At 36.0% G+C, this 19,828-nt stretch carries 15 protein-coding genes; 5 read left to right on the top strand and 10 right to left on the bottom strand.

The features are described from left to right. Positions 1–64: 64 nt before the first annotated feature. Positions 65–1,717, bottom strand: coding sequence for an alkaline phosphatase PafA (gene pafA, locus GJV76_RS00490; RefSeq protein ID WP_155090682.1), 1,653 nt, complete (start codon positions 1,715–1,717; stop codon positions 65–67). Between the two features lie 347 nt (positions 1,718–2,064). Between pafA and GJV76_RS00485 the strand changes: the two genes are divergently transcribed. From GJV76_RS00485 to GJV76_RS00475, 3 genes are all read left to right on the top strand, one after another. Continuing rightward, positions 2,065–2,625 (top strand): Crp/Fnr family transcriptional regulator, encoded by a 561-nt coding sequence (locus GJV76_RS00485; RefSeq protein ID WP_155090681.1) that lies wholly within the window; start codon positions 2,065–2,067, stop codon positions 2,623–2,625. Positions 2,626–2,797: 172 nt separating this feature from the next. Further along, complete coding sequence (locus GJV76_RS00480; protein WP_208103209.1) at positions 2,798–3,772, top strand: deoxyhypusine synthase family protein; 975 nt, start codon at positions 2,798–2,800, stop codon at positions 3,770–3,772. Between the two features lie 46 nt (positions 3,773–3,818). Then, positions 3,819–4,508, top strand: a complete 690-nt coding sequence (locus GJV76_RS00475; protein WP_155090679.1) for an HAD family hydrolase — start codon at positions 3,819–3,821, stop codon at positions 4,506–4,508. Between the two features lie 91 nt (positions 4,509–4,599). Here GJV76_RS00475 and GJV76_RS00470 read toward each other — a convergent pair whose 3' ends face one another. The 9 genes from GJV76_RS00470 to GJV76_RS00430 all read right to left on the bottom strand — a co-directional run bounded on the left by GJV76_RS00470 (position 4,600) and on the right by GJV76_RS00430 (position 16,563). After that, on the bottom strand, positions 4,600–5,301 hold the full coding sequence (locus GJV76_RS00470; RefSeq protein WP_155090678.1) for an outer membrane beta-barrel protein: 702 nt from the start codon (positions 5,299–5,301) through the stop codon (positions 4,600–4,602). A 10-nt stretch (positions 5,302–5,311) separates the two neighbouring features. After that, positions 5,312–6,610 carry a TolC family protein gene (locus GJV76_RS00465; protein ID WP_155090677.1) on the bottom strand — a complete coding sequence of 433 codons (1,299 nt, stop codon included), beginning with the start codon at positions 6,608–6,610 and terminating at the stop codon, positions 5,312–5,314. Between the two features lie 7 nt (positions 6,611–6,617). Further along, entirely contained in the window at positions 6,618–9,731 is a 3,114-nt protein-coding gene (locus tag GJV76_RS00460; protein WP_155090676.1) for an efflux RND transporter permease subunit, read from the bottom strand. 21 nt (positions 9,732–9,752) lie between these two features. Beyond that, positions 9,753–10,868 (bottom strand): efflux RND transporter periplasmic adaptor subunit, encoded by a 1,116-nt coding sequence (locus GJV76_RS00455; RefSeq protein ID WP_155090675.1) that lies wholly within the window; start codon positions 10,866–10,868, stop codon positions 9,753–9,755. A 215-nt stretch (positions 10,869–11,083) separates the two neighbouring features. Next, positions 11,084–12,481: a magnesium transporter gene (gene mgtE / locus GJV76_RS00450; RefSeq protein WP_155090674.1), complete on the bottom strand. Its 1,398-nt coding sequence runs from the start codon at positions 12,479–12,481 to the stop codon at positions 11,084–11,086. A 21-nt stretch (positions 12,482–12,502) separates the two neighbouring features. Further along, positions 12,503–13,198 carry an MgtC/SapB family protein gene (locus GJV76_RS00445; protein WP_155090673.1) on the bottom strand — a complete coding sequence of 232 codons (696 nt, stop codon included), beginning with the start codon at positions 13,196–13,198 and terminating at the stop codon, positions 12,503–12,505. 768 nt (positions 13,199–13,966) lie between these two features. Further along, the gene (locus GJV76_RS00440; RefSeq protein WP_155090672.1) at positions 13,967–15,325 is read right to left on the bottom strand and encodes a sensor histidine kinase; all 1,359 of its coding nucleotides are present in this window, start codon (positions 15,323–15,325) and stop codon (positions 13,967–13,969) included. Next, the gene (locus GJV76_RS00435; protein WP_160339247.1) at positions 15,315–16,004 is read right to left on the bottom strand and encodes a response regulator transcription factor; all 690 of its coding nucleotides are present in this window, start codon (positions 16,002–16,004) and stop codon (positions 15,315–15,317) included. Before GJV76_RS00435 ends, GJV76_RS00440 begins: the two co-directional genes overlap by 11 nt. A 223-nt stretch (positions 16,005–16,227) precedes the next feature. Beyond that, complete coding sequence (locus GJV76_RS00430; RefSeq protein ID WP_155090671.1) at positions 16,228–16,563, bottom strand: single-stranded DNA-binding protein; 336 nt, start codon at positions 16,561–16,563, stop codon at positions 16,228–16,230. A 159-nt stretch (positions 16,564–16,722) separates the two neighbouring features. Here GJV76_RS00430 and GJV76_RS00425 point away from each other — a divergent pair, with 159 nt between their 5' ends. Both GJV76_RS00425 and GJV76_RS00420 read left to right on the top strand, forming a co-directional pair. Next, on the top strand, positions 16,723–18,249 hold the full coding sequence (locus GJV76_RS00425) for a bifunctional GNAT family N-acetyltransferase/carbon-nitrogen hydrolase family protein (RefSeq protein ID WP_155090670.1): 1,527 nt from the start codon (positions 16,723–16,725) through the stop codon (positions 18,247–18,249). A gap of 486 nt (positions 18,250–18,735) precedes the next feature. After that, complete coding sequence (locus GJV76_RS00420) at positions 18,736–19,827, top strand: PCMD domain-containing protein (RefSeq protein WP_155090669.1); 1,092 nt, start codon at positions 18,736–18,738, stop codon at positions 19,825–19,827. Position 19,828 lies beyond the last annotated feature (1 nt).

Genomic DNA, 19,828 nt, shown 5'->3' with positions numbered 1-19,828 from the left:
ATAAAAAAAGCGTTATTAGTACATTAGCACTAATAACGCTTTAATATTTCTATAAAATATCTATTTATTTTACATCAATAGCCTCGTGGATTGGCGTTCCTATATTTCCATTTGGAACTTCGATTTTTAAAATCTCGGCAATAGTTGGCGCAATATCCGTCATATGAGTTTCTCTTGTTGTTTTTCCAGGTTTCACTCCCCATCCCATAAATACTGCTGGGATATGAGCGTCATAAGATCCCCATGTTCCGTGTGTTGTTCCCTTTCCATCTTTCTTTCCACTATACCATTGTGGCTCTAAGATATACTGAATAACTCCACTTCTCTTAATATTATAACCATTCACAATACGCTCTCTAATTTTTTGAGGAATACTCGCTTGAGCAGCTTTATCCATATCTGTTACGAATGCAATTCCTTCAAGCTTCTTCATCTCTCTTACAATAAACTCGCGAATATCATCTTCTTCTAAGTCTTTATCTTCAATCAGTTTATTGTTTAAGTGAACTTGGTAATTCGTCAAGCTTTTGATGATATCTTCTTGCTCAAATTTCTTAGCTAACTTTTCATTCAAAATTTTTCGAGCTTCACCAGTATTGAAATAACCTGCATTACCTTTTTGATCTGCAAAAAACTTAGGGTTGTGTGCAGCTCCATGGTCTGCTGTCAAGAACAAAGTGTAATTCCCTTTCCCAACCTTCTTATCTAAATACTCAAAAAATTCAGCTAAATCAGCATCTAATCTCAAATATGTATCCTCAATCTCAATAGAGTTGATTGCAAATTGATGTCCAATATAATCTGTTGACGATAAACTTACAGCTAAGAAATCCGTTACTCCTTTACTGTTGTTCCCAAGTTCTTCACTTTCAATTGCAGCCTTTGCAAAATCAAGTGTCAAACTATTTCCAAATGGAGTTGATTTGATTAAATCATAGCCATTATCCTTTTTAAGTTTTACTAAATTACGTGGAAAAACAGGCTTATCTTCTCCTTTAAAAGGCTGTTCATACTCATTGTCATCTGAAATACTCAAAACATAACTATCAATTGGATATAAGGTCTTCCACCCCTGTTTAAAGTACTTATCAGCCAACTTTTGTTTGTTAAAAGACTTTACCCACTTAGGCAAATCATTCATATAAAAAGTACTCGTTATCCAATCTCCTGTTGTACCGTCTAACCAGTAAGCAGCATTTGCAAAGTGTCCAGCAGGTAAAATACCCCCTCTGTCTTTAATTGCAATTCCAATTACTTTAGATTGAAAATTAGTCGCCAATTTTAATTGGTCAGTCACTGTAGAGACAAGTAGGTTCTTAGGTGATTGTTTCCCAATCTTACCTTCTCCTCCTCCAACTCCTACGACAGAGTCATCTTGTGTACAATACATGCTCTCTCCTGTTGCTTGAATAATGAAGTCATTACCCGCAATTCCGTGAATAGCTGGTACACTTCCTGTATAAACAGTACTGTGCCCGATTGCAGTATAAGTAGGTACATAATCTATATAAGTATTCTCACTTGAGAAACCTTCATTAAGCAAACGCTTAAAACCATTATCTGAATAACGGTCATAGTAGCGATACAAATAGTCCCATCTCATTTGATCTACAACTAATCCTACTACTAACTTTGGTTTTGGCAAAGTCTCATTTGCTAATGCTGCAACAGAAAAAAGACATCCTACTGCTGCGTAAATGGTTGATTTAAAATTCATTCTTAAAGTGTTTATTTGCTTTCTTCTATATATTAAGTTTTACAAATCTATTAAAGTAAGACCTTGAAAAAAAAGACTTAAGCCCAAAAACATAAATATTAACATTAATATAATCTATATCACAATAACGAATCAAGTTTAACAATAAAAAAAAGCTTGAAATAGCTATTCTGGTTCTCTTAGCAATGAAAATGAAAACGAAGATATTAGCAAACACCTCTCTTAAATGCTTTTCTTTCTAAACTGAAATACCTACAAAAAACTACATCTTTGCACTTCTACTACTTTTTTTTAAATAGCTTATCTTTACAGCGATAATAGATTTACTCCCTTAAATTTGACAAAAAATGACTTTAGAACAAATACTTGACAATATCTATGAACTTCCAAAGGAATCAAAACAAACTATTCAAGATATTGCAATAGAAAAGTCATTTCCAAAAGGACACATTCTACTGCAGGCGGATAAGTTTGAAAACAAACTTTACTTTATCAAAAAAGGAGTCGTAAGAGCTTTCTCCTACCACGATCAGGGAGAAATCACATTTTGGTTTGGAGAAGAAGGTGCTACCATTTTATCCATGCAAAATTACGTAGAGAATAAAAAGAGCTATGAAAACATAGAGCTATTAGTTGATTGTGAGCTTTATGAAATCAACTTTGACAAGCTCAACACTTTCTACCTTTCGGATATACACATTGCCAATCTCGGAAGAAAATTAGCAGAAAAAGAATTGCTTAAAGTTGAAAGACGCATCATTACAAGAGATTTGTTACCTGCCAAAGAACGCTATGAGGCACTTCTAAGCAATCAACCCACCCTATTTCAACGTGTCCCTTTAAAACACATTGCTTCTTATTTAGGAATTACTCAAGTAAGCTTAAGTAGGATAAGAAAAGAAAAATAGATTAATATTTATCATAGGATAAATATTATCCTTAATGTTCTAATTAGTTTCGCTGACGCATATCTAAAATCAACACAAACACCTCATTTGCAAGACAAAACAGGTGTAATTGCTATTGATATTTAGAATATAACAACAGTTTAGAAATACGCAGTAAAACAAAATTATGACAATGAAAAGAGGACCGATCTCACAATTCTTAGAAGAAAATTTCCTTCACTTCAACGCAGCAACTTTAGTAGACTCAGCTAAAGGCTATGAAACACACTTAGAAAAAGGAGGAAAAATGCTTATCTCTCTTGCAGGTGCAATGAGTACAGCAGAATTAGGAATTTCGTTAGCAGAGATGATTAGACAAGGAAAGGTGGACATCATTAGCTGTACTGGTGCCAACTTAGAGGAAGACATTATGAACTTAGTCGCACACTCTCACTACAAGAGAATACCAAACTACCGCGATTTAACACCTCAACAAGAACTTGAGTTACTTGAAAACAAATACAATCGCGTAACCGATACCTGTATCCCAGAAGAAGAAGCCTTCAGAAAAATACAAAGTCACATCGAGAAAATTTGGAAAGATGCAGAGCAAGCTGGCGAACGTTATTTCCCTCATGAATATATGTATAAGTTATTGCTTAGTGGAGTATTAGAGGACGAATACGAAATAGACCCGAAAAACTCGTGGATGTTAGCTGCTGCTGAACGCAACTTACCTATTGTAGTACCAGGTTGGGAAGACTCAACTATGGGGAATATATTTGCTTCTTATGTAATCAAACAAGAGCTAAAAGCATCAACTGTCAAAAGTGGATTAGAATACATGGTTTGGTTAGCAAACTGGTACGAGCACAATGCTGTTGGACAAGGAGTGGGGTTCTTCCAAATCGGAGGAGGAATTGCCGGAGATTTTGCAATGTGTGTAGCTCCTATGTTAGAGCAAGACTTAGAAAAAGAAAACATACTAAAATGGAGATACTATAGTCAAATTACGGATTCTACAACTTCTTTTGGATCGTATTCTGGCTGTATTCCAAATGAAAAAATCACTTGGGGCAAACTCGATGTTGACACACCAAGCTTTATGATTGAGTCTGATGCAACTATTGTAGCACCTTTAATCTTTGCTTATATTTTGAAACAATAAGATTTTATTTCACAGTATATTTGTATGTCAAACAATACAATTATATATGAAAAACATCAAAGTAGTAGCTTTTGACGCAGATGATACACTATGGGTAAATGAGCCTTTTTTCAACGAAGCCGAACAAGAGTTCTGTGTTTTGTTAGAAGATTATCTCACACATCAAAGTATTTCTCAAATCCTCTTCAAAATGCAAATCGATAACTTACCTCTTTATGGATATGGTATCAAGGGATTTACACTATCCATGGTAGAGGCTGCAAATATCATATCGAAAGGAACTGTAAATGTCAAAGTTATTGACAAAATCGTCAAAATAGGTAAAAAGTTATTGACTAAACCTGTTGAACTAATAGATGATGTTGAAGATGTTCTACAAGATTTACAATCCAAATACAAACTTGTTGTCGCTACGAAAGGAGATTTAAAAGACCAACACCGAAAATTACACAAATCTGGTTTAGGTTCTTATTTCCACCACATTGAAGTAATGACAGACAAGGAAGAAATAGACTATCAAAAACTGTTGAAACGACTTGATATAAATGCAGATGAATTTATTATGATAGGTAACTCGCTGCGTTCAGACGTATTGCCAGTTCTTGAATTAGGGGGACATGCTGTACATGTACCTTTTCATACAACATGGCTCCACGAGCATATAGATCACCCAATAGTACACGAAAACTTCAAAGTAATAAAGAAGTTATCTGAAGTAAAAAACATACTCTTATAGTAAAAGAAAAAGCCTCATAATTATGAGGCTTTTTGTACATCTTAGTGAAGCTAAAACACATTAGCTTCTCTTTTACAACAATCTAATCATCTTAAAAGCGATAACCTACAAAGACGTTAAAGTTCTGATTATATATTTTAAAGTCATTTGCTCCTTCATTTTCTTCTACTCCAAAAGTATTTGAATTATCAAATATTGAGGCAAACCCACGAGTAAACTGTGCTCCGATAATCAAGCCAAACTTAAACTGGTATTCCAATCCTGCAACAATACCATAATCCATCTTCTGCAAGTACTTACTGTCTTCTTGATCATCTTCTGTACTACCAAATATGCCGTGATCTTTGTACTTCTTTCCATTTTCATCTATTGCCGAAATAGAAGAATACAACAGCATATTCACATAGGGTCCTGCATAGAGTTGCAATCCCTTAACTTGAAATACTGCACTAATCGGGTTCAAGCGCAAACTATGCATTTCTAACGTAGCATCAAATACGTGATCTTCAAGTTCTCTTTTAAACTCACCTCCGTAATTTTGATAAAATAACTCGTGCTTTAACCCAAAGTGTTTGCCAATACTATTATCCACACTTACACCAGCAAAAAAGCTATTGCGGGCATCTACTTTACCATCTACAGCTAAATAGTCAACGTCATCGCCTTTCAGCGTTGATTGTAACCATCCCGCCTTAACAGCAAATGTAGTTCTTCCTTTAAGGTCTTCATTGATATCTTGCGCTGATATCAACGAAACAGAAAACAAGAATAATCCTAATATAATTTTTTTCATAATACACATCTTAAAAGTCAATATCCCAAATACCTACTGCTTTCTCCAACTCTACTAAAGCTGAAGCGTACTCAAATAGCGTTTCTGCATAAGCTTGTTGTATCTCATTATAGGTACGCTGTGCGTCTAATACTTCTAATAAGCTACTTGCACCACGCTGATAACTATACTTGATCCCCTCAAATACTTCTTTAGCTTCTTGCAACATCCCATTCTCAAAGCGGTAAATCTGTTTTTGTTTTGTCAAGTAATTGCGATATGCCTGTGTAATCTCTTTTTCAAGCTCTAACTCAATAGATAAGTATTCCAGATCTGCTTGTTTTTCTTCATACAATGCAGTCTTTAACCCCGATTCTTTTCGATTTGAAAACTTCAAAGGAACAGAGATTCCCGCTTTTACAACAGTATTACCAGGTGTTGGAGCAACAGCATTTTTTACGAATGAATTGTTTTCAACTCCTACACTTAGTCCCAAATCAATCGCTCTTTCAGCTCTTGCTAAGGCAACTTGACGACCTGCTACAACCTTATTCTGTCTTGCAACCAAATAATCTGCACGGTTATTTTGAGCCGTTACGATTAAATCATCTAAGTCAAATAATCGAGCAAACTTATCAAAACTCCCCTCAGGAACGTAAATTGTATCATGTCTATTGACACTGATAATATTTCTAATTTCCACTAAGCTATTCTCCCAAGTATCATCTGCATCTTGTAAATCATTCCACATTGACTTGGCTTCTAATTTACTTTGAATAGCATCTACTTTGCTTATTTGTCCCAAGCTATAACGAATACTATCTGACTGAGCTACTTGTTGCATAGACAAATAAGAATCTCGTTGAATGTCGAATAACATCTTATTTTGCATGCCTTCAAGAAATGTAACCGTAGATTCAGCTCTCAGCGTATGAAAGAACTCTTGTAATTCTAATTCTGCCAAGACTTTTTGATCGCGTGCCAAATTCTTTCTCGCTTTTCGCTTACCTCCGAGCTCCAAATCCCAAGACAACTCTGCCTCAAAGCCATACCCCATTTGCATGCGCTTTTGCTGATTGTCAGCCCATCCAAAACTTAACTCTGGATCGGGAAAAGCCTTTGCTGCTTGAACCTCAGCCTCAGCAATATCAATATTGAATCGCTCTGCTGTATAACTTAGGTTATTACTTATCATTCTACTCAAGAACTCTTTATAAGTAATCGCATTCTTGTTTCCAGAGTTCTCTGTATGCCCGTTCTGAGCATACAGTGTACTTCCACTACAAAGAATAACTAAACCTATTCCTATGTATTTTTTTAAATTATTCATTTTCTGACTAATTTTCTTCTTCTACTTCACTTTTTACAAAATCACTATCTTTCCCCCATTTGCGTTCCACTAAATAATAAAGCGCAGGTAACACAAATAGCGTTAATATAGTCGCAAATAGCAATCCATAAACAATTACTGTTGCCAATGGTCTTTGCACATCAGATCCGATTCCCGTAGCCATAGACGCTGGAAATAATCCCAAAATAGCAACGGTCGCAGTCATTAAGACTGGTCTAAACCTTTGTTCTGCTCCTGTCAATACAGCATCTAACAAAGCAAATCCCTTTCTTCTCAAGTCATTGATGTGAGAAATCATAATTACCCCATTTTGAATTGCTACACCAAACAAGGCAATAAACCCAACTGCTGAAGAAACGTTCAAAGACATTCCTCGTATATTCAAGGCAAGCATTCCTCCAAAAAGAGCCAGTGGAACAACAACCATTAATAATCCTGCCTGTCTAAACTGTCCAAAAGCACCATACAACAAGACAAACATCAAACACAAGGTCAATGGAACAATTACAGCTAAACGACTATATGCACGATTTTGATTTTCAAATTGCCCACCCCATTCTATGTGGAACTTCTCGTGATCATAAGTGATATTCTCCTCTATCTTTTGCTGTGCCTCCTTCAATAGGGATCCTAAATCTCTATTGCGGACATTCAGTTTCACAGTTAAGTGACGTCTATTCATTTCACGGGTAATAGTACTTTCTCCTGTACTTGTTTTCACTTCTGCTACTTGAGATAATGGAATCTTTGCACCAGTACTTGAAGTCAACATTAAGTTTGCAATCTTCTCAGGTGTATTTCTACTTTCTTCTGTATATCGCGCACTGATATCATATACCTTGTTCCCAATAAATATTTGCGAGATAGCCTTTCCACCAATAGCTACTTCGATAAGTTCTGCAACGTCAGATACATTCAATCCATACTGTGCAATCTTATCTCTGTTAGCGTGAATCTGCAACTGTGGAAGTGGTGGTTCTTGGTCAATAGCTAAATCTACTGCACCATCTACCGTTCTCAATGTTCCTAAAACTTCATTTGCAATACGGCGCGTCTCGTGGAAATCTTCTCCAAAAACCTTTACAACCAATTCAGAGTGAGCCCCTGATATTTTATCCATAACACCATCGATCATCGGCTGAGCAAAACCTACTGTAAATCCAGGCAAACTCTCATACTCGGCTGATAATTCTTCAATTAAATCATCCTTAGTCTTTCCTCTTGGCCATTCTTTGTAAGGTTTAATCCCCACAGAACACTCGAAGTGTGAAGGTGTAAATGGATCTGTTCCATCGTCGTTACGACCTGCCTGCACCATGACATAAGTTACTTCATCATACTTCATCGTACGTGCGCGTAACGTATCACTCAACTCTTTTGATTTTTCCAGTGAAATCCCTGGAGGTAATGTTACCTGAAGCCATATAGAACCTTCATCTAACGGAGGTAAGAAGTCTTTACCTACCTTTATAGTCAATCCAATTGTAATCGCCAATACCACTAATATTGGAGCAAAAACTTGCTTTGGTTTATTCACAATCTTAATGATGCGATTGTGGTACATTCCCGTTAGCTTTTCTAACCACTTGTTGTGGTAGATTTTTCTCGGCTTACGGTAAACAGCATACGCCAAACCTGGTATTAAGATTAAAGCTACCAATAAAGCTCCGGCTAAAGCATACCCTACTGTAAATGCCATAGGTGTAAAAAGCTTTTTCTCCACACGCTCAAAGGCAAATAGCGGTAAATAAGCTGTAATAATGATAATTGTAGCAAAGAATACAGGCTTTGCAACCTCTTTTGCTCTTTGCGCAATAGATTTTTCCTTCAGCTCTTCATCTGGATTGTCCTCCCTCTTCTTCAGAATAGATTCCATCATTACAATTGCACCGTCGACTATAATACCAAAGTCAATTGCACCAAGCGATAATAAGTTTGCTGGTATATCTGTAAAGCGCATCATGATAAATGCGAAAAGCAAAGACACCGGAATTGTAATCGCTACTAATAACGCACCTCTCCAACTACCTAAAAATACAATTAAAACGATTACTACTAAACTTATCCCCTCTATCAAAGTCGTTGAAACAGTGCTAAGAGTAGTATCAACTAAATCAGTTCTATCTAAAAATGTATGTATCTTAACACCTTCTGGCAATAGTCCATTATTCAATTCATCAACATATTGGTGAATCTTTTCTAAAACTACTGATGGGTTTTCGTGTTTCAACAACAGGACAATCCCCTCAATACTATCAGAGTAATTTCTTTCGCGATCACTATACCCTAAGACTCCTTTTCGCTCTACATTACCATATTTTAATTGTCCTAAATCATTCAAGAATACAGGAATACCGTTCTCTGCCTTTACAACTATCTTCCCTAAGTCTTCAAGGTCCTTAATCAAACCGATTCCTCTGACAACATAGCCAAGATCTCCTCTTGTTAAAACACTTCCTCCAGCATTGACATTATTCTCCTCGATTGTCTCAGTGACATCACTTAACGATAAATCATATTGCTCTAATTTGCGCGGGTCTAATTCAATTTGAAACTGAGTTGTAATACCCCCAAAGTTTGTTACTTCTGCTACACCAGGTACTTGATTCAACTTGGGAATAATCACGAAGTTTTGCAAATCCGTCAATTCTCTTAAGCTATAACCATCACCTTCAATAATATAGCGATACACCTCTCCAATAGGAGATGTAAGAGGATCTAACTCTGGTACTGCATCATAAGGTAGGTCAAGTCCATTTAAGCGCTCTTGTATACGCTGTCTTGCAAAATAATCATCAATCCCATCTTCAAAAACTAAAGTGATCATTGACAATCCAAATGTACTGTTACTACGCATTACGTGCATTCCTGGCATTCCATTCAATGCTCGTTCTACAGGAATAGTAATTTGCAATTCTATTTCTTCTGCAGCCAATCCTGGTACTTGCGTCACTACTTGCGATGTCGTATCTGCAATATCTGGATATGCTTCTATAGATAACTGTTTCCAAGAGTAATATCCAAATATACATAACAGTGCAAATAGAGCTGAAACAAGCCATCTTTTGTGAATAGCTAAGTCTATTATGTTTTTTTTCATTGTCTGTGTCTTTTGTAGTTATTAAAGTTGTGGCAAGTAAATTCCCCCTTCACTTACAACTTTATCTCCTTTGTCTAATCCTGATAAAATCACTGTTTTATCTCCTGATACTCCGCCAATTTTCACATTCTTGCGGACATAGCTATGCTCTGATACTGCCACAAAAACAAAAGAATCATCTTCACCTTGTAAAATTGAACGAGAAGGAACTAAGATTACTTTTTCTGGTTGATCAATAAAACGCACATTGACATACATTCCAGGTTTTAGAATACGCTTGTCATTCTCCACCTCAATAAGTACGTCAATACTTCTTGTCTCCTCATCTACAATCTCATTGATATGGTAAATCGTTCCTACAATTGGTTGATCTAGATAAGCAGACAATTCTACCTGAACTTTATTTAGCTTGTTTAAGTGATTAATGTCTTTCTCTTTAATCTTCCCAACAATCCAAATCTTATTCAGAGAAGCAATTTTAACTACTGGTTCTGAATCATCATTGATATATTGACCGATAACTACATTATTCTCCAATACCTCTCCAGCAATTGGAGAACGAACAATAAGAGGCTGGCCTAAAACTAAACTCGTCGGCTCTACATTGTAAATCTTGATTGCTGCTGTTGCATTGTCAAAAGCAGCTTTGGCAATCGAATTTTCTGTTTCTGCTTCTTCATACTCTTGACGAACACCTACGCCATTCTCAAGTAAGTCAGCCTGTCTTCTCAGATTTAAAGAAGCTTGCTTATACTCTTGCTTAGAGTCAAAGTAATCTTTTTGTGCATCGAAATAATCTGGAGAAGTAACCTCAAACAAAGGAGTGTTTACAGCTACTTTCTGTCCTAATTTCACGAAAGACTTAATTATTCTACCAGAAAACGGAGAAGCTATCTCTGCATAATGGTTAGGAATTGCTTTGACAATTCCTGCTGTAACTAAATCAAAAGTAAAATCCTCCTCACTTACTGAAGTTGTTTTAATTCTACTTTTCAAGTTTGAGTTTTCGGTCAAAGAAATTACCTTATTCTCCACCAAATATTGGGCTGTTTCACCGTTTTGCTCATTCTTATCTGAACAAAAACTCAATAAGAGGCTCAAGCCTAAAACACCTGCTATTTGTACTTTTTTAGCCATTATGTTTAATATTTTAATTTTTACTATATTTTAAAACCTAATTATTAACAATAAATTTACGCCTTATTATGTTAATTAATATAAACTTATTACTCTTAATTCCTACAAAAAAAGATTTATTCTACCCTTCTGGGCTCAAATCACTTCTAAATCGTATTTTTTTCATCCTTTTTTCTCAATTCAAATACTTAATATTTTATATAACAATAACTGTGCTACTTTAGATTAAAAAAGGTAGCTGCTATACTGAAGTAAATTAACAAACCTGAAATATCAACAATTGTCGTTATAGCTGGACTAGCTACCACAGCAGGATCACCTCCTACTTTCTTGACTATCAAAGGCAGTGCAGCCCCTATAATTGTAGAAGAAATAACTTGTAACGAAAGAGCTAAAGCAATAACTCCACCTATTGCTACCAGCGAATATGCCGCTGGAATATCAGTCTCCCAACTCAAGAAAACTACCTTTGCAAAAGCCAATACTCCTAAGCAAATAGACAGCATTAATGCAATTCGCGTTTCTTTCCACAAGATAGCAAACCACGATTTCATATTAACTTGTCCTAATGCTAAAGCTCTAATGATCACAGTTGCAGATTGACTTCCGGCATTCCCACCTGTATCAGCTACCATAGGCATATACAAGGCTAAAATCATCATCTGCGCTAAGGCTCCTTCATAACTGTGAATTATCAATCCAGAAATAATACCTACAATAGCCAAAGTAACCAACCAGAATACTCTCTTTTTAAAATGATCAAATATGCTTGTCTGATTGTAATCTAATTCTTCATTATTGCTGATAATTCCCATAAAGCGCTCCATATCTTCTGTATGTTCTGCTTGTATTACATCAATAGCCTCATCGTGGGTTACTATTCCAACAAGTTGATTCTTACTATTGAGAATAGGCAGTGCAACTAACTCATACTTATCAATCTTAGCCGCCACTGATTCGCTTGATTCATCTACATAACCAAAGACAAACTCTGTGTGGAGTTCATCATTGACCAATACATCTGGCTCAGCAATGATCAAATCTTTTAAAGTAATAAAGCCTACAAGAGTCTGATCCTCTCCTACGACGTACACATAGTAAATAGTCTTTTTGGAAGGGGCATCTTGTCTCACCTTTTGTATGGCCTCAAAACAAGACATATCTCTCGAAACAGTAGCAAAATCAGTGATCATTATCCCACCTGCAGTATCTGCTGGATAAGAACTCAAAGCCAAAACATTCTCTCTGATGTGCTTGTTTAAAAAAGGCAATAAGTCAATCTGCTCTTGTTGCGTTAAGATTTGAAACAAATCTGCTCTTGCATCAGAAGGCATTTCTTCGAATATTTTTGAAAAGCGTTTTTTACTTATTTGTTGAAAAAAGGAAAGTTGTTTTACTAAGGGAAATTCTGCAAAAATCTCTCCTTGCTCTGAAATGGGAAATTCACATAAAACAGTAAATAGATCTTTATTCTCCATTAAAGACAACACTTCACTAATATCTATAATGGGCATTTTCTTCAAAACGGGAAGCATTGTCATCATTTGATCTATACTTTGAAAATCTTTAGCCAACTTGGTCAGATTACTTGGTACATGGGTCGTCTTTTTCATCGCATTTCTGTTTTTAATCGGTTAATAAGTTGTTAGTTCCCAAGAAACTTCAGACACTCCAAACTCTAAGGAAACTTTCTTCGTAATTTGCTCTAATACCTCATCTTTCCTTCCAATACAGTAAATCTCAAATTTTAAATACGAGAAAGCTGGATTGCCATTATCTGAACTTTTCAATGAGCGCATTTGCAAATCCTTTTGAGATTTTAGCTGTTGTAAGACCATTACGCGTATAGCATTCTCTACTTCTTCCTTACAACCCACAATTATCTCGTAGTGTACTTCTGACGAATCGCTTTCTGACTCAAAAGAAAGCTTATTAATAACTGATCCTAAAGGACGCAATAACAAGTGGGCTCCCACAATCAATACCGTCATGACGATTGCTTCTTTCCACAGTCCTACTCCACACATAGAACCAACAGAAGCAGAACACCAAATAGTAGCTGCTGTATTCAAACCGCGAATGCTAAATCCGTCTTTCATGATCACACCTGCTCCTAAAAAACCTATTCCACTAACAACATAAGAAGCTACTCTCCCTACAGCTGTACCCCCAATCTGATAAGACATCAATACAAAACCAGCCGCACCTATACATACTAAGGTATTTGTTCGCAATCCTGCGCTTTTCTGTCTTACTTGTCTTTCTACACCGATCAAAGCACCTAATGCGAAAGCAAGTAATAATCTTAAAATAAATACTGAAATTGCCATAACTTTTACTTTTTGCTCCTACTGAGCAATCACATGTATTATGAGCAACTAAGCAGGATGGTTTAACAATGAATAACTATAAAGGATTCTGTGTCCATATCTTATTTTTTGATGTGGCAAAAGTAAAGGAAGCCTTTAGAGAAGGCTATTAGAAAGGTTTTAGAAAAATATTAGAATTCTATTAGAAAAACAGAAAAATTGATCGTCTAAGTCACATTCGACAATATACAAGTTGACAATACACCAGATTAACGAAAGGGATAAACCCAAAATCTGTATTAGCAAAATACGGCAAAGCAATTCTACTCCATAGTCCCTTCATTAGCTGTACAACCAAAACTATTATATGCTTGTATTACTAAATCAGGCCTATTCTCGTATACTTTATTCTCATTTATATGTCTATCGCGTATTTTGGTTTACCAAAACAGAGGAGGTAAAATTCTAATCAATTGACAAGATAAGTCAACGATCAACTACAGCAGTTGAATTTAACGAAATAAAAAACTGCTATTTTAAAAGTGCTATCATCACCCTCTACGTTATTTAAAGTGATAAAAAACACAAGGGAGAATACTCTCACAGAAAAGAGTCAAGGCACAAAAAAACAACAAATGCGCTTTGTGCCCTTAGTAATCTTTAGACTAAATTTCGAAGGAGCCCCTCGTTCAAACAAAGCCGTTTGAACCAATCAGTTTTTTGCCTACTCAAGGAGTAAATAACAATAAGATATGCGTTTTAAATAGCGAATAATACACGCCCACTGAATTATAAAGTGATTACAAATTCGGTTCCTTTATTTACTTGTGAAGTAACAGCAATAGTTCCTTTGTGCAAGTCCACCACTTTCTTAGTCAGTGAAAGTCCAATGCCATTTCCCTCCAAATACTTGCCGTTATCTCCTCTATAGAAAGGTTTAAAAATCTTCTCTATATCTTCTGCGCTCATCCCAATCCCCTTATCAGCTATCTTAATCACTAAACGACCTCTGATATTAAACAAACTCACTGTTCCGTGATGATTATCAGAATACTTACAAGCATTCTCCAAAAGGTTCATCAACGCCACCTCCATTAAATATGGATTTACAGAAGCAATCATCATTTCCTCCTCCTCTACAGATTCATCGATAAGGAAATTAAACTTATAAGTACTATTTGACTTCTGCAATTTTTGACAAGCATCCAAAATAATTTCATCAATTCTAACTTCCTTAAAGACAATCTCAGTAGGATCATAACTCGCCTTAGCAAAGTCCAATAAACTATTAGATAACTTTACCAACTTTTTGGCATCGGCTAAAGCATTTTGAATTGTCTGTACATACGCTTCTTTTTCATTCTCTTTATTCAATGCCAAGTCTAACTCAGCAATTATAGCAGCCAAAGGGGTGCGCAACTCATGAGAAATATTCGAAACAAATTGCTTTTGACTATCAAAGGAACTTTCAAGTCTATTCAGCATTTCATTAAAGGTATTAGCCAAGGCAGCTAATTCATCTTTATTTTGTTCATTGCTCAGCCTCAAGTCCAAGTTAGTAGCTGTTATCTTATTTACCTCACTGATCATCTTCTTTATTGGCATTAGTGCTCTACTCGCAAAAAAGGTACCCAAAGAAGCGATAACGAGTAAGGAGACAATAGTCAATACAATGATGGTATAAAACAAGTTTTGCAACTTAGTATATCCATATTCATCAAAGGCAGTAGCAGTAATGATATAATCTTTTCCATCGTACTTATAAAGCATGCCGATAACCTGCCAATCATCTTGCATAAAGTGCAATTGATTCAACTTTAAAATAGAGGTCAGCATTTCGTCCGTTTCTTTAACACGGTCAATTTCGACATCGTCGTGATACAACAACTCAAAAGAACTGTTGTAAATAGCCACCTCAACTTCGTTGATAATCTGACTATTATTCAAATAAATACGGTGTAAGGTGTTAGTCTTAACTTTAGCCTCTAAAAAAAGTTTAGCTTTTGTAATTGCCTCTTTCTCGAGCTCTTCATAAAATTCAATTTCTCTATTCTGAGAAGAAGACCAATAGATAACCCCTGCGAACACAAGCAGTATTGACGCTACTAAAACAGTAAAAAGTAATGTAAGCCTCGTTTTAATTTTCATTCTGTTTCAAAATAAAGCCCATACCCGATTTAGTATGTATTAGTTTATTTGCTGTATCTATCTCTACTTTTTTTCTCAAGTAGTTAATATACACATCGATAAAATTAGTTCCTGTATCGAAATGCGTGTCCCAAACCTTCTCGGATATCTCGCTGCGGGACAATACGCGTTCAGGATTCTCCATCATATATTGAAGAAGGTTAAACTCCTTGGGAGTTAAGTGAATTTCTTGACCAGATCGTTTAAACTTCTTTTCATTCAAATCAAGCTCCATATCTGCATAACGCAAAATATTCGATTTTGTGGGATTGTTATTTTCAAAGCGCTTAATAAGCGCTCGAATGCGAACATACAATTCTCTAATTTCAAAAGGCTTGACTAAATAATCATCTGCACCAGCATCAAATCCTTCGACTTTATCATCAGTCGTACCGAGTGCCGTAAGCATAATAATCGGAACCTGTGGTATTTCTCTTTTTAGTTCTTTACACAAATCAATGCCATTGATTTTGGGCAATATAACGTCTGTGATAATCAAGCTGTACTCCCTCTGTAAAGCCAATTTTCGCCCCATATAACCATCATAGGCTACATCAACCTTATACTGTTGTTCTTCCAGACTGCGTTGCAATAACTCTGCTACGCGAATATCATCTTCAATGACTAAAATAGAAACCACGTCAATTACTTTTTAATAATCTGCAAGTTACTATTTTTTAAACGTCTAACAATACGGTATCCATGAGGCCTATTGATTATATTCTTTTTCACAGAGACTAAACTCCAATATATCCTAATCAATCGATGTGCGAAAAACATCTGACAAAAAAAAACAATGTAAACTCCGTTGATAGAGTTTATCATTGTTTTTATAATAAATCAATTATCTTTCAAATCTCTAATTACTTGCTACCCAAGAGTAAAATTTCTCCTACTACCACTTCTGTAATGTATTTCTTATTGCCTTCACTGTCGGTGTAAGTGCGATTAACTAATTTGCCTTCAATAGCCACTTCCCTACCCTTTGAAGCAAATTTTTCAACTATCTCAGCTACTTTTCCCCACGCTACAACATTGTGCCATTGAGTAGACTCCACCCTCTCGTTCTTCTCATTGTAATACACCTCATTAATAGCAATCGAAAAAGTTGCCCTAATACTATCTTTTTCAAAACGCTTAATTTCTGGGTCTTGCCCAATACGTCCAATTAATTGAACTCGATTTTTTAATGAACTCATAGTTTTTTGGTTTTAAATCTGCGAGCATGGTTAAATATATTGGTTTCTCGCTATGTAATTACAAGCAAAAAATAGACCATTTTTTATAAATTTTGTATAATTTTCACATTATTTATCCTTTTCCTATCCTTAAATCTTTGTAAATTGCAACAAAAAATCATGGAAAACCAAATTAATAAAGTTGAACTAAGAAATTTACAGATTGACGATTATATAGAATTGAAGCGTTCGATGATGGAATCCTACAAAGGATTGGAAGATCCTTACTGGGATAAAGGGGAGATTGCTGACTTGCTAAATGTCTTTCCTGAAGGTCAATTGGTAATTTTAGTAGATGATGTCGTGGTAGGTTCTGCTTTATCTTTAATTATTGATGAAAAGCAGGCGATGTCTGCGCACACTTATGATCAAATTACGGGATATTCTACCTTCAATACGCACAACCCTAAAGGAAATGTACTTTATGGTATCGATGTGTTTATTCACCCTAAATATAGAGGTTTGCGTTTGGGAAGACGTTTATACGACGCCCGTAAAGAATTATGTGAACAGCTGAATTTAAAATCTATTGTATTTGCTGGTCGTATTCCCAACTATTCAAAATACGCTGAAGAAATGACTCCAAAGCAGTATCTTGAGAAAGTAAAAACCAAAGAAATTCACGACCCTGTGATGTCTTTCCAATTGGCTAACGACTTCCACATGGTAAGGTTAATGCGCAACTATCTTGAAGGTGATGTTAGCTCTAAAGAATACGCTGTCCTACTTGAATGGAACAATATTTACTATGAAAAAGATGTTCAGTTAATTAACACCAAAAAAAGTGTTATTCGACTTGGATTAATTCAATGGCAAATGCGTCCCCTAAACGACTTAGATGAATTTTTTGATCAAGCAGAATTCTTTATTAATGCAGTATCTGACTACGAAAGTGACTTTGCGCTATTCCCTGAGCTATTTACTGCTCCACTAATGGCCGATTACAACCACTTATCAGAAGCAGAGGCTATTCGAGAATTAGCCCGATACACTGTGCCTATTCGCAAGAAGTTTCAAGAATTTGCAATATCCTACAACATAAATATTATCACGGGTAGTATGCCTCACTTAGTAGATGGAACACTTTACAACGTAGGGTTCTTATGTAAGCGAGATGGATCCTACGAAATGTATCAAAAAATACATATTACGCCAAACGAAGTACACTATTGGGGTATGCAAGGAGGTTCGAAAATACAGACTTTCGACACCGACTGTGGAAAAATTGGCGTTATGATTTGTTATGACGTAGAGTTCCCTGAATTATCGCGATTGATGTCTGATCAAGGTATGGATATCTTATTTGTTCCATTCTTGACCGATACCCAAAATGGATACTCACGCGTTCGCAGTTGTGCTGCTGCAAGAGCCATTGAGAATGAGTGCTATGTTGCTATTGCAGGATGTGTTGGTAACTTGCCTAAAGTAAACAACATGGATATACAGTTTGCTCAAGCTGCTGTGTTTACGCCTTCTGATTTCGCTTTCCCTACTAATGGGGTTAAAGCAGAGGCTACTCCAAATACTGAAATGACATTGATTGTTGACGTTGACGTTGATTTACTAAAAGAATTACACGAACACGGTAGTGTGCAAATCAAGAAAGACAGAAGACTGGATCTCTATGAAACAAGAAAATTAAAGTAAACCTACTGAACTATACGTCAATAAAAAGGGACTATCTCAAAAAACAATGAGATAGTCCCTTTTTAGGTTTATAACTCTTACCCAAAGTCCCCCCTTTGAGTATCACTCCTCTTCACAACCATTAAACTTCAAGCAAACGACACCTTTATCACACAAAAAAGGCCATAAAACCACCTATTACCCGCATTTTAAATCCACCTTTTAGGCATCCTTTTAAATGGTGGTCGGCTTGTGGTCGGCTTTTGGTCGGCTTGTGATCGGCTTATTTATTACCTTTTTTAGCCGACCACTATGCGATAACCCTGTCAACAATATTAGAACACAGCGATAACAAGTCCTCCTACAATACCTCAAAGCCTTGGCAGATACACTCTATCTCTACTCTCCACTGACTTGATGACCTTTGACATCACAGGAAGTGATAAAACAAAACTAAAAATTGGCAAGAAACTTGTATATTCACTATCGTAATAAAAACAACTTACTATGTTTAGGAAAATCGCTCTTAGTCTACTTTTTCTATCTTCTATAATCACAATTAGTTGTATTAAAGAGGAAGAACTCGATACAAATGCAGATATTTTAGAGGCATACATTCCGTCAGAATACTTAAAGACAGAACCTATTATTACGAATACTACAGTGGAGTTTAGAGTCAAGTCAAATATTGACCTTGAACATCAATCTCCTGTTTTTATAGTATCGCCTAATGCGACGTTAGATCCTCCAAACGGCCTGACAAGAGATTTTAGAAACAGCCAAAAGGTAACTGTTATTGCACAAGACAAAAAGTGGCGTAAAGATTATACAATAAGTTTCACGTCAGACGAATTAAGTACCTTATACACCTTCAATAATGCTGAACTAACAGATAAAGACAGGTATTATCGCTTTTTTGAGATTGGATCCAATGGAGATAAAATAATGGATTGGGACAGTGGCAATGAGGGATATGCTACAATAGCTGGATCTACTCCCCCTGAAGGATACCCAACTACAATTGCTCCTGGACGTCGCGGAGGACTTGCCGTAAAAATGCAAACGGTTTACACAGCTGATTTCGCAGCCAAAACGGGTAATCCAATCGCTGCGGGTAATCTATTCATTGGTACATTTAAACTAAACTATCTAAATACAGTTAAATCAACCAAATTTGGACTGCCATACAATGGAGAAATGCCCAAATCACTCCGTGGAGTGTATAAATATAAAGCTGGTGAAGTGGTAACAGATGTGAATTTCAAACCTGTTCCAAATAAAAAAGACGACTTCGATATCTACGCAATCATTTTTGAAACGCAGAAGAAAAATAATTACTTATCGGGAGATCACAATTTTAAAGATCCTCGAAATATAGCCATTGCGCGTATACCAAAAGAACTAAGACAAGAGACAAACACTTGGACTGAGTTTGAAGTGCCTTTTGAATTACTACCTGGAAAGACATACGACCCTCAAAGAGATTACATGCTGACTATAGTCATGACTTCGAGTATAGAAGGAGCATTTTTCACAGGGGCTATTGGAAGCACCTTACTGGTAGATGAAATAGAATTGGTTTTTGACAAAGACGAATAAG

It is taken from the genome of Myroides albus, assembly GCF_009711045.1.
In the GTDB taxonomy this organism is placed as follows: Bacteria; Bacteroidota; Bacteroidia; order Flavobacteriales; family Flavobacteriaceae; genus Flavobacterium; species Flavobacterium album_A.
The sequence above is the reverse complement of the archived record's forward strand: the minus strand, read 5'-3'. Positions and strand labels throughout refer to the sequence as shown.

Excerpts from the sequence above, each read along its gene's own strand:
- GJV76_RS00470 (WP_155090678.1), bottom strand. The coding sequence starts at position 5,301 with ATGAAAAAAATTATATTAGGATTATTCTTGTTTTCTGTTTCGTTGATA.
- GJV76_RS00425 (WP_155090670.1), top strand. The coding sequence starts at position 16,723 with ATGGAAAACCAAATTAATAAAGTTGAACTAAGAAATTTACAGATTGAC.
- mgtE (WP_155090674.1), bottom strand. The coding sequence starts at position 12,481 with ATGAAAAAGACGACCCATGTACCAAGTAATCTGACCAAGTTGGCTAAA.
- GJV76_RS00485 (WP_155090681.1), top strand. The coding sequence starts at position 2,065 with ATGACTTTAGAACAAATACTTGACAATATCTATGAACTTCCAAAGGAA.
- GJV76_RS00440 (WP_155090672.1), bottom strand. The coding sequence starts at position 15,325 with ATGAAAATTAAAACGAGGCTTACATTACTTTTTACTGTTTTAGTAGCG.
- GJV76_RS00480 (WP_208103209.1), top strand. The coding sequence starts at position 2,798 with ATGAAAAGAGGACCGATCTCACAATTCTTAGAAGAAAATTTCCTTCAC.
- pafA (WP_155090682.1), bottom strand. The coding sequence starts at position 1,717 with ATGAATTTTAAATCAACCATTTACGCAGCAGTAGGATGTCTTTTTTCT.
- GJV76_RS00475 (WP_155090679.1), top strand. The coding sequence starts at position 3,819 with ATGAAAAACATCAAAGTAGTAGCTTTTGACGCAGATGATACACTATGG.
- GJV76_RS00430 (WP_155090671.1), bottom strand. The coding sequence starts at position 16,563 with ATGAGTTCATTAAAAAATCGAGTTCAATTAATTGGACGTATTGGGCAA.
- GJV76_RS00460 (WP_155090676.1), bottom strand. The coding sequence starts at position 9,731 with ATGAAAAAAAACATAATAGACTTAGCTATTCACAAAAGATGGCTTGTT.
- GJV76_RS00445 (WP_155090673.1), bottom strand. The coding sequence starts at position 13,198 with ATGGCAATTTCAGTATTTATTTTAAGATTATTACTTGCTTTCGCATTA.
- GJV76_RS00420 (WP_155090669.1), top strand. The coding sequence starts at position 18,736 with ATGTTTAGGAAAATCGCTCTTAGTCTACTTTTTCTATCTTCTATAATC.
- GJV76_RS00455 (WP_155090675.1), bottom strand. The coding sequence starts at position 10,868 with ATGGCTAAAAAAGTACAAATAGCAGGTGTTTTAGGCTTGAGCCTCTTA.
- GJV76_RS00465 (WP_155090677.1), bottom strand. The coding sequence starts at position 6,610 with ATGAATAATTTAAAAAAATACATAGGAATAGGTTTAGTTATTCTTTGT.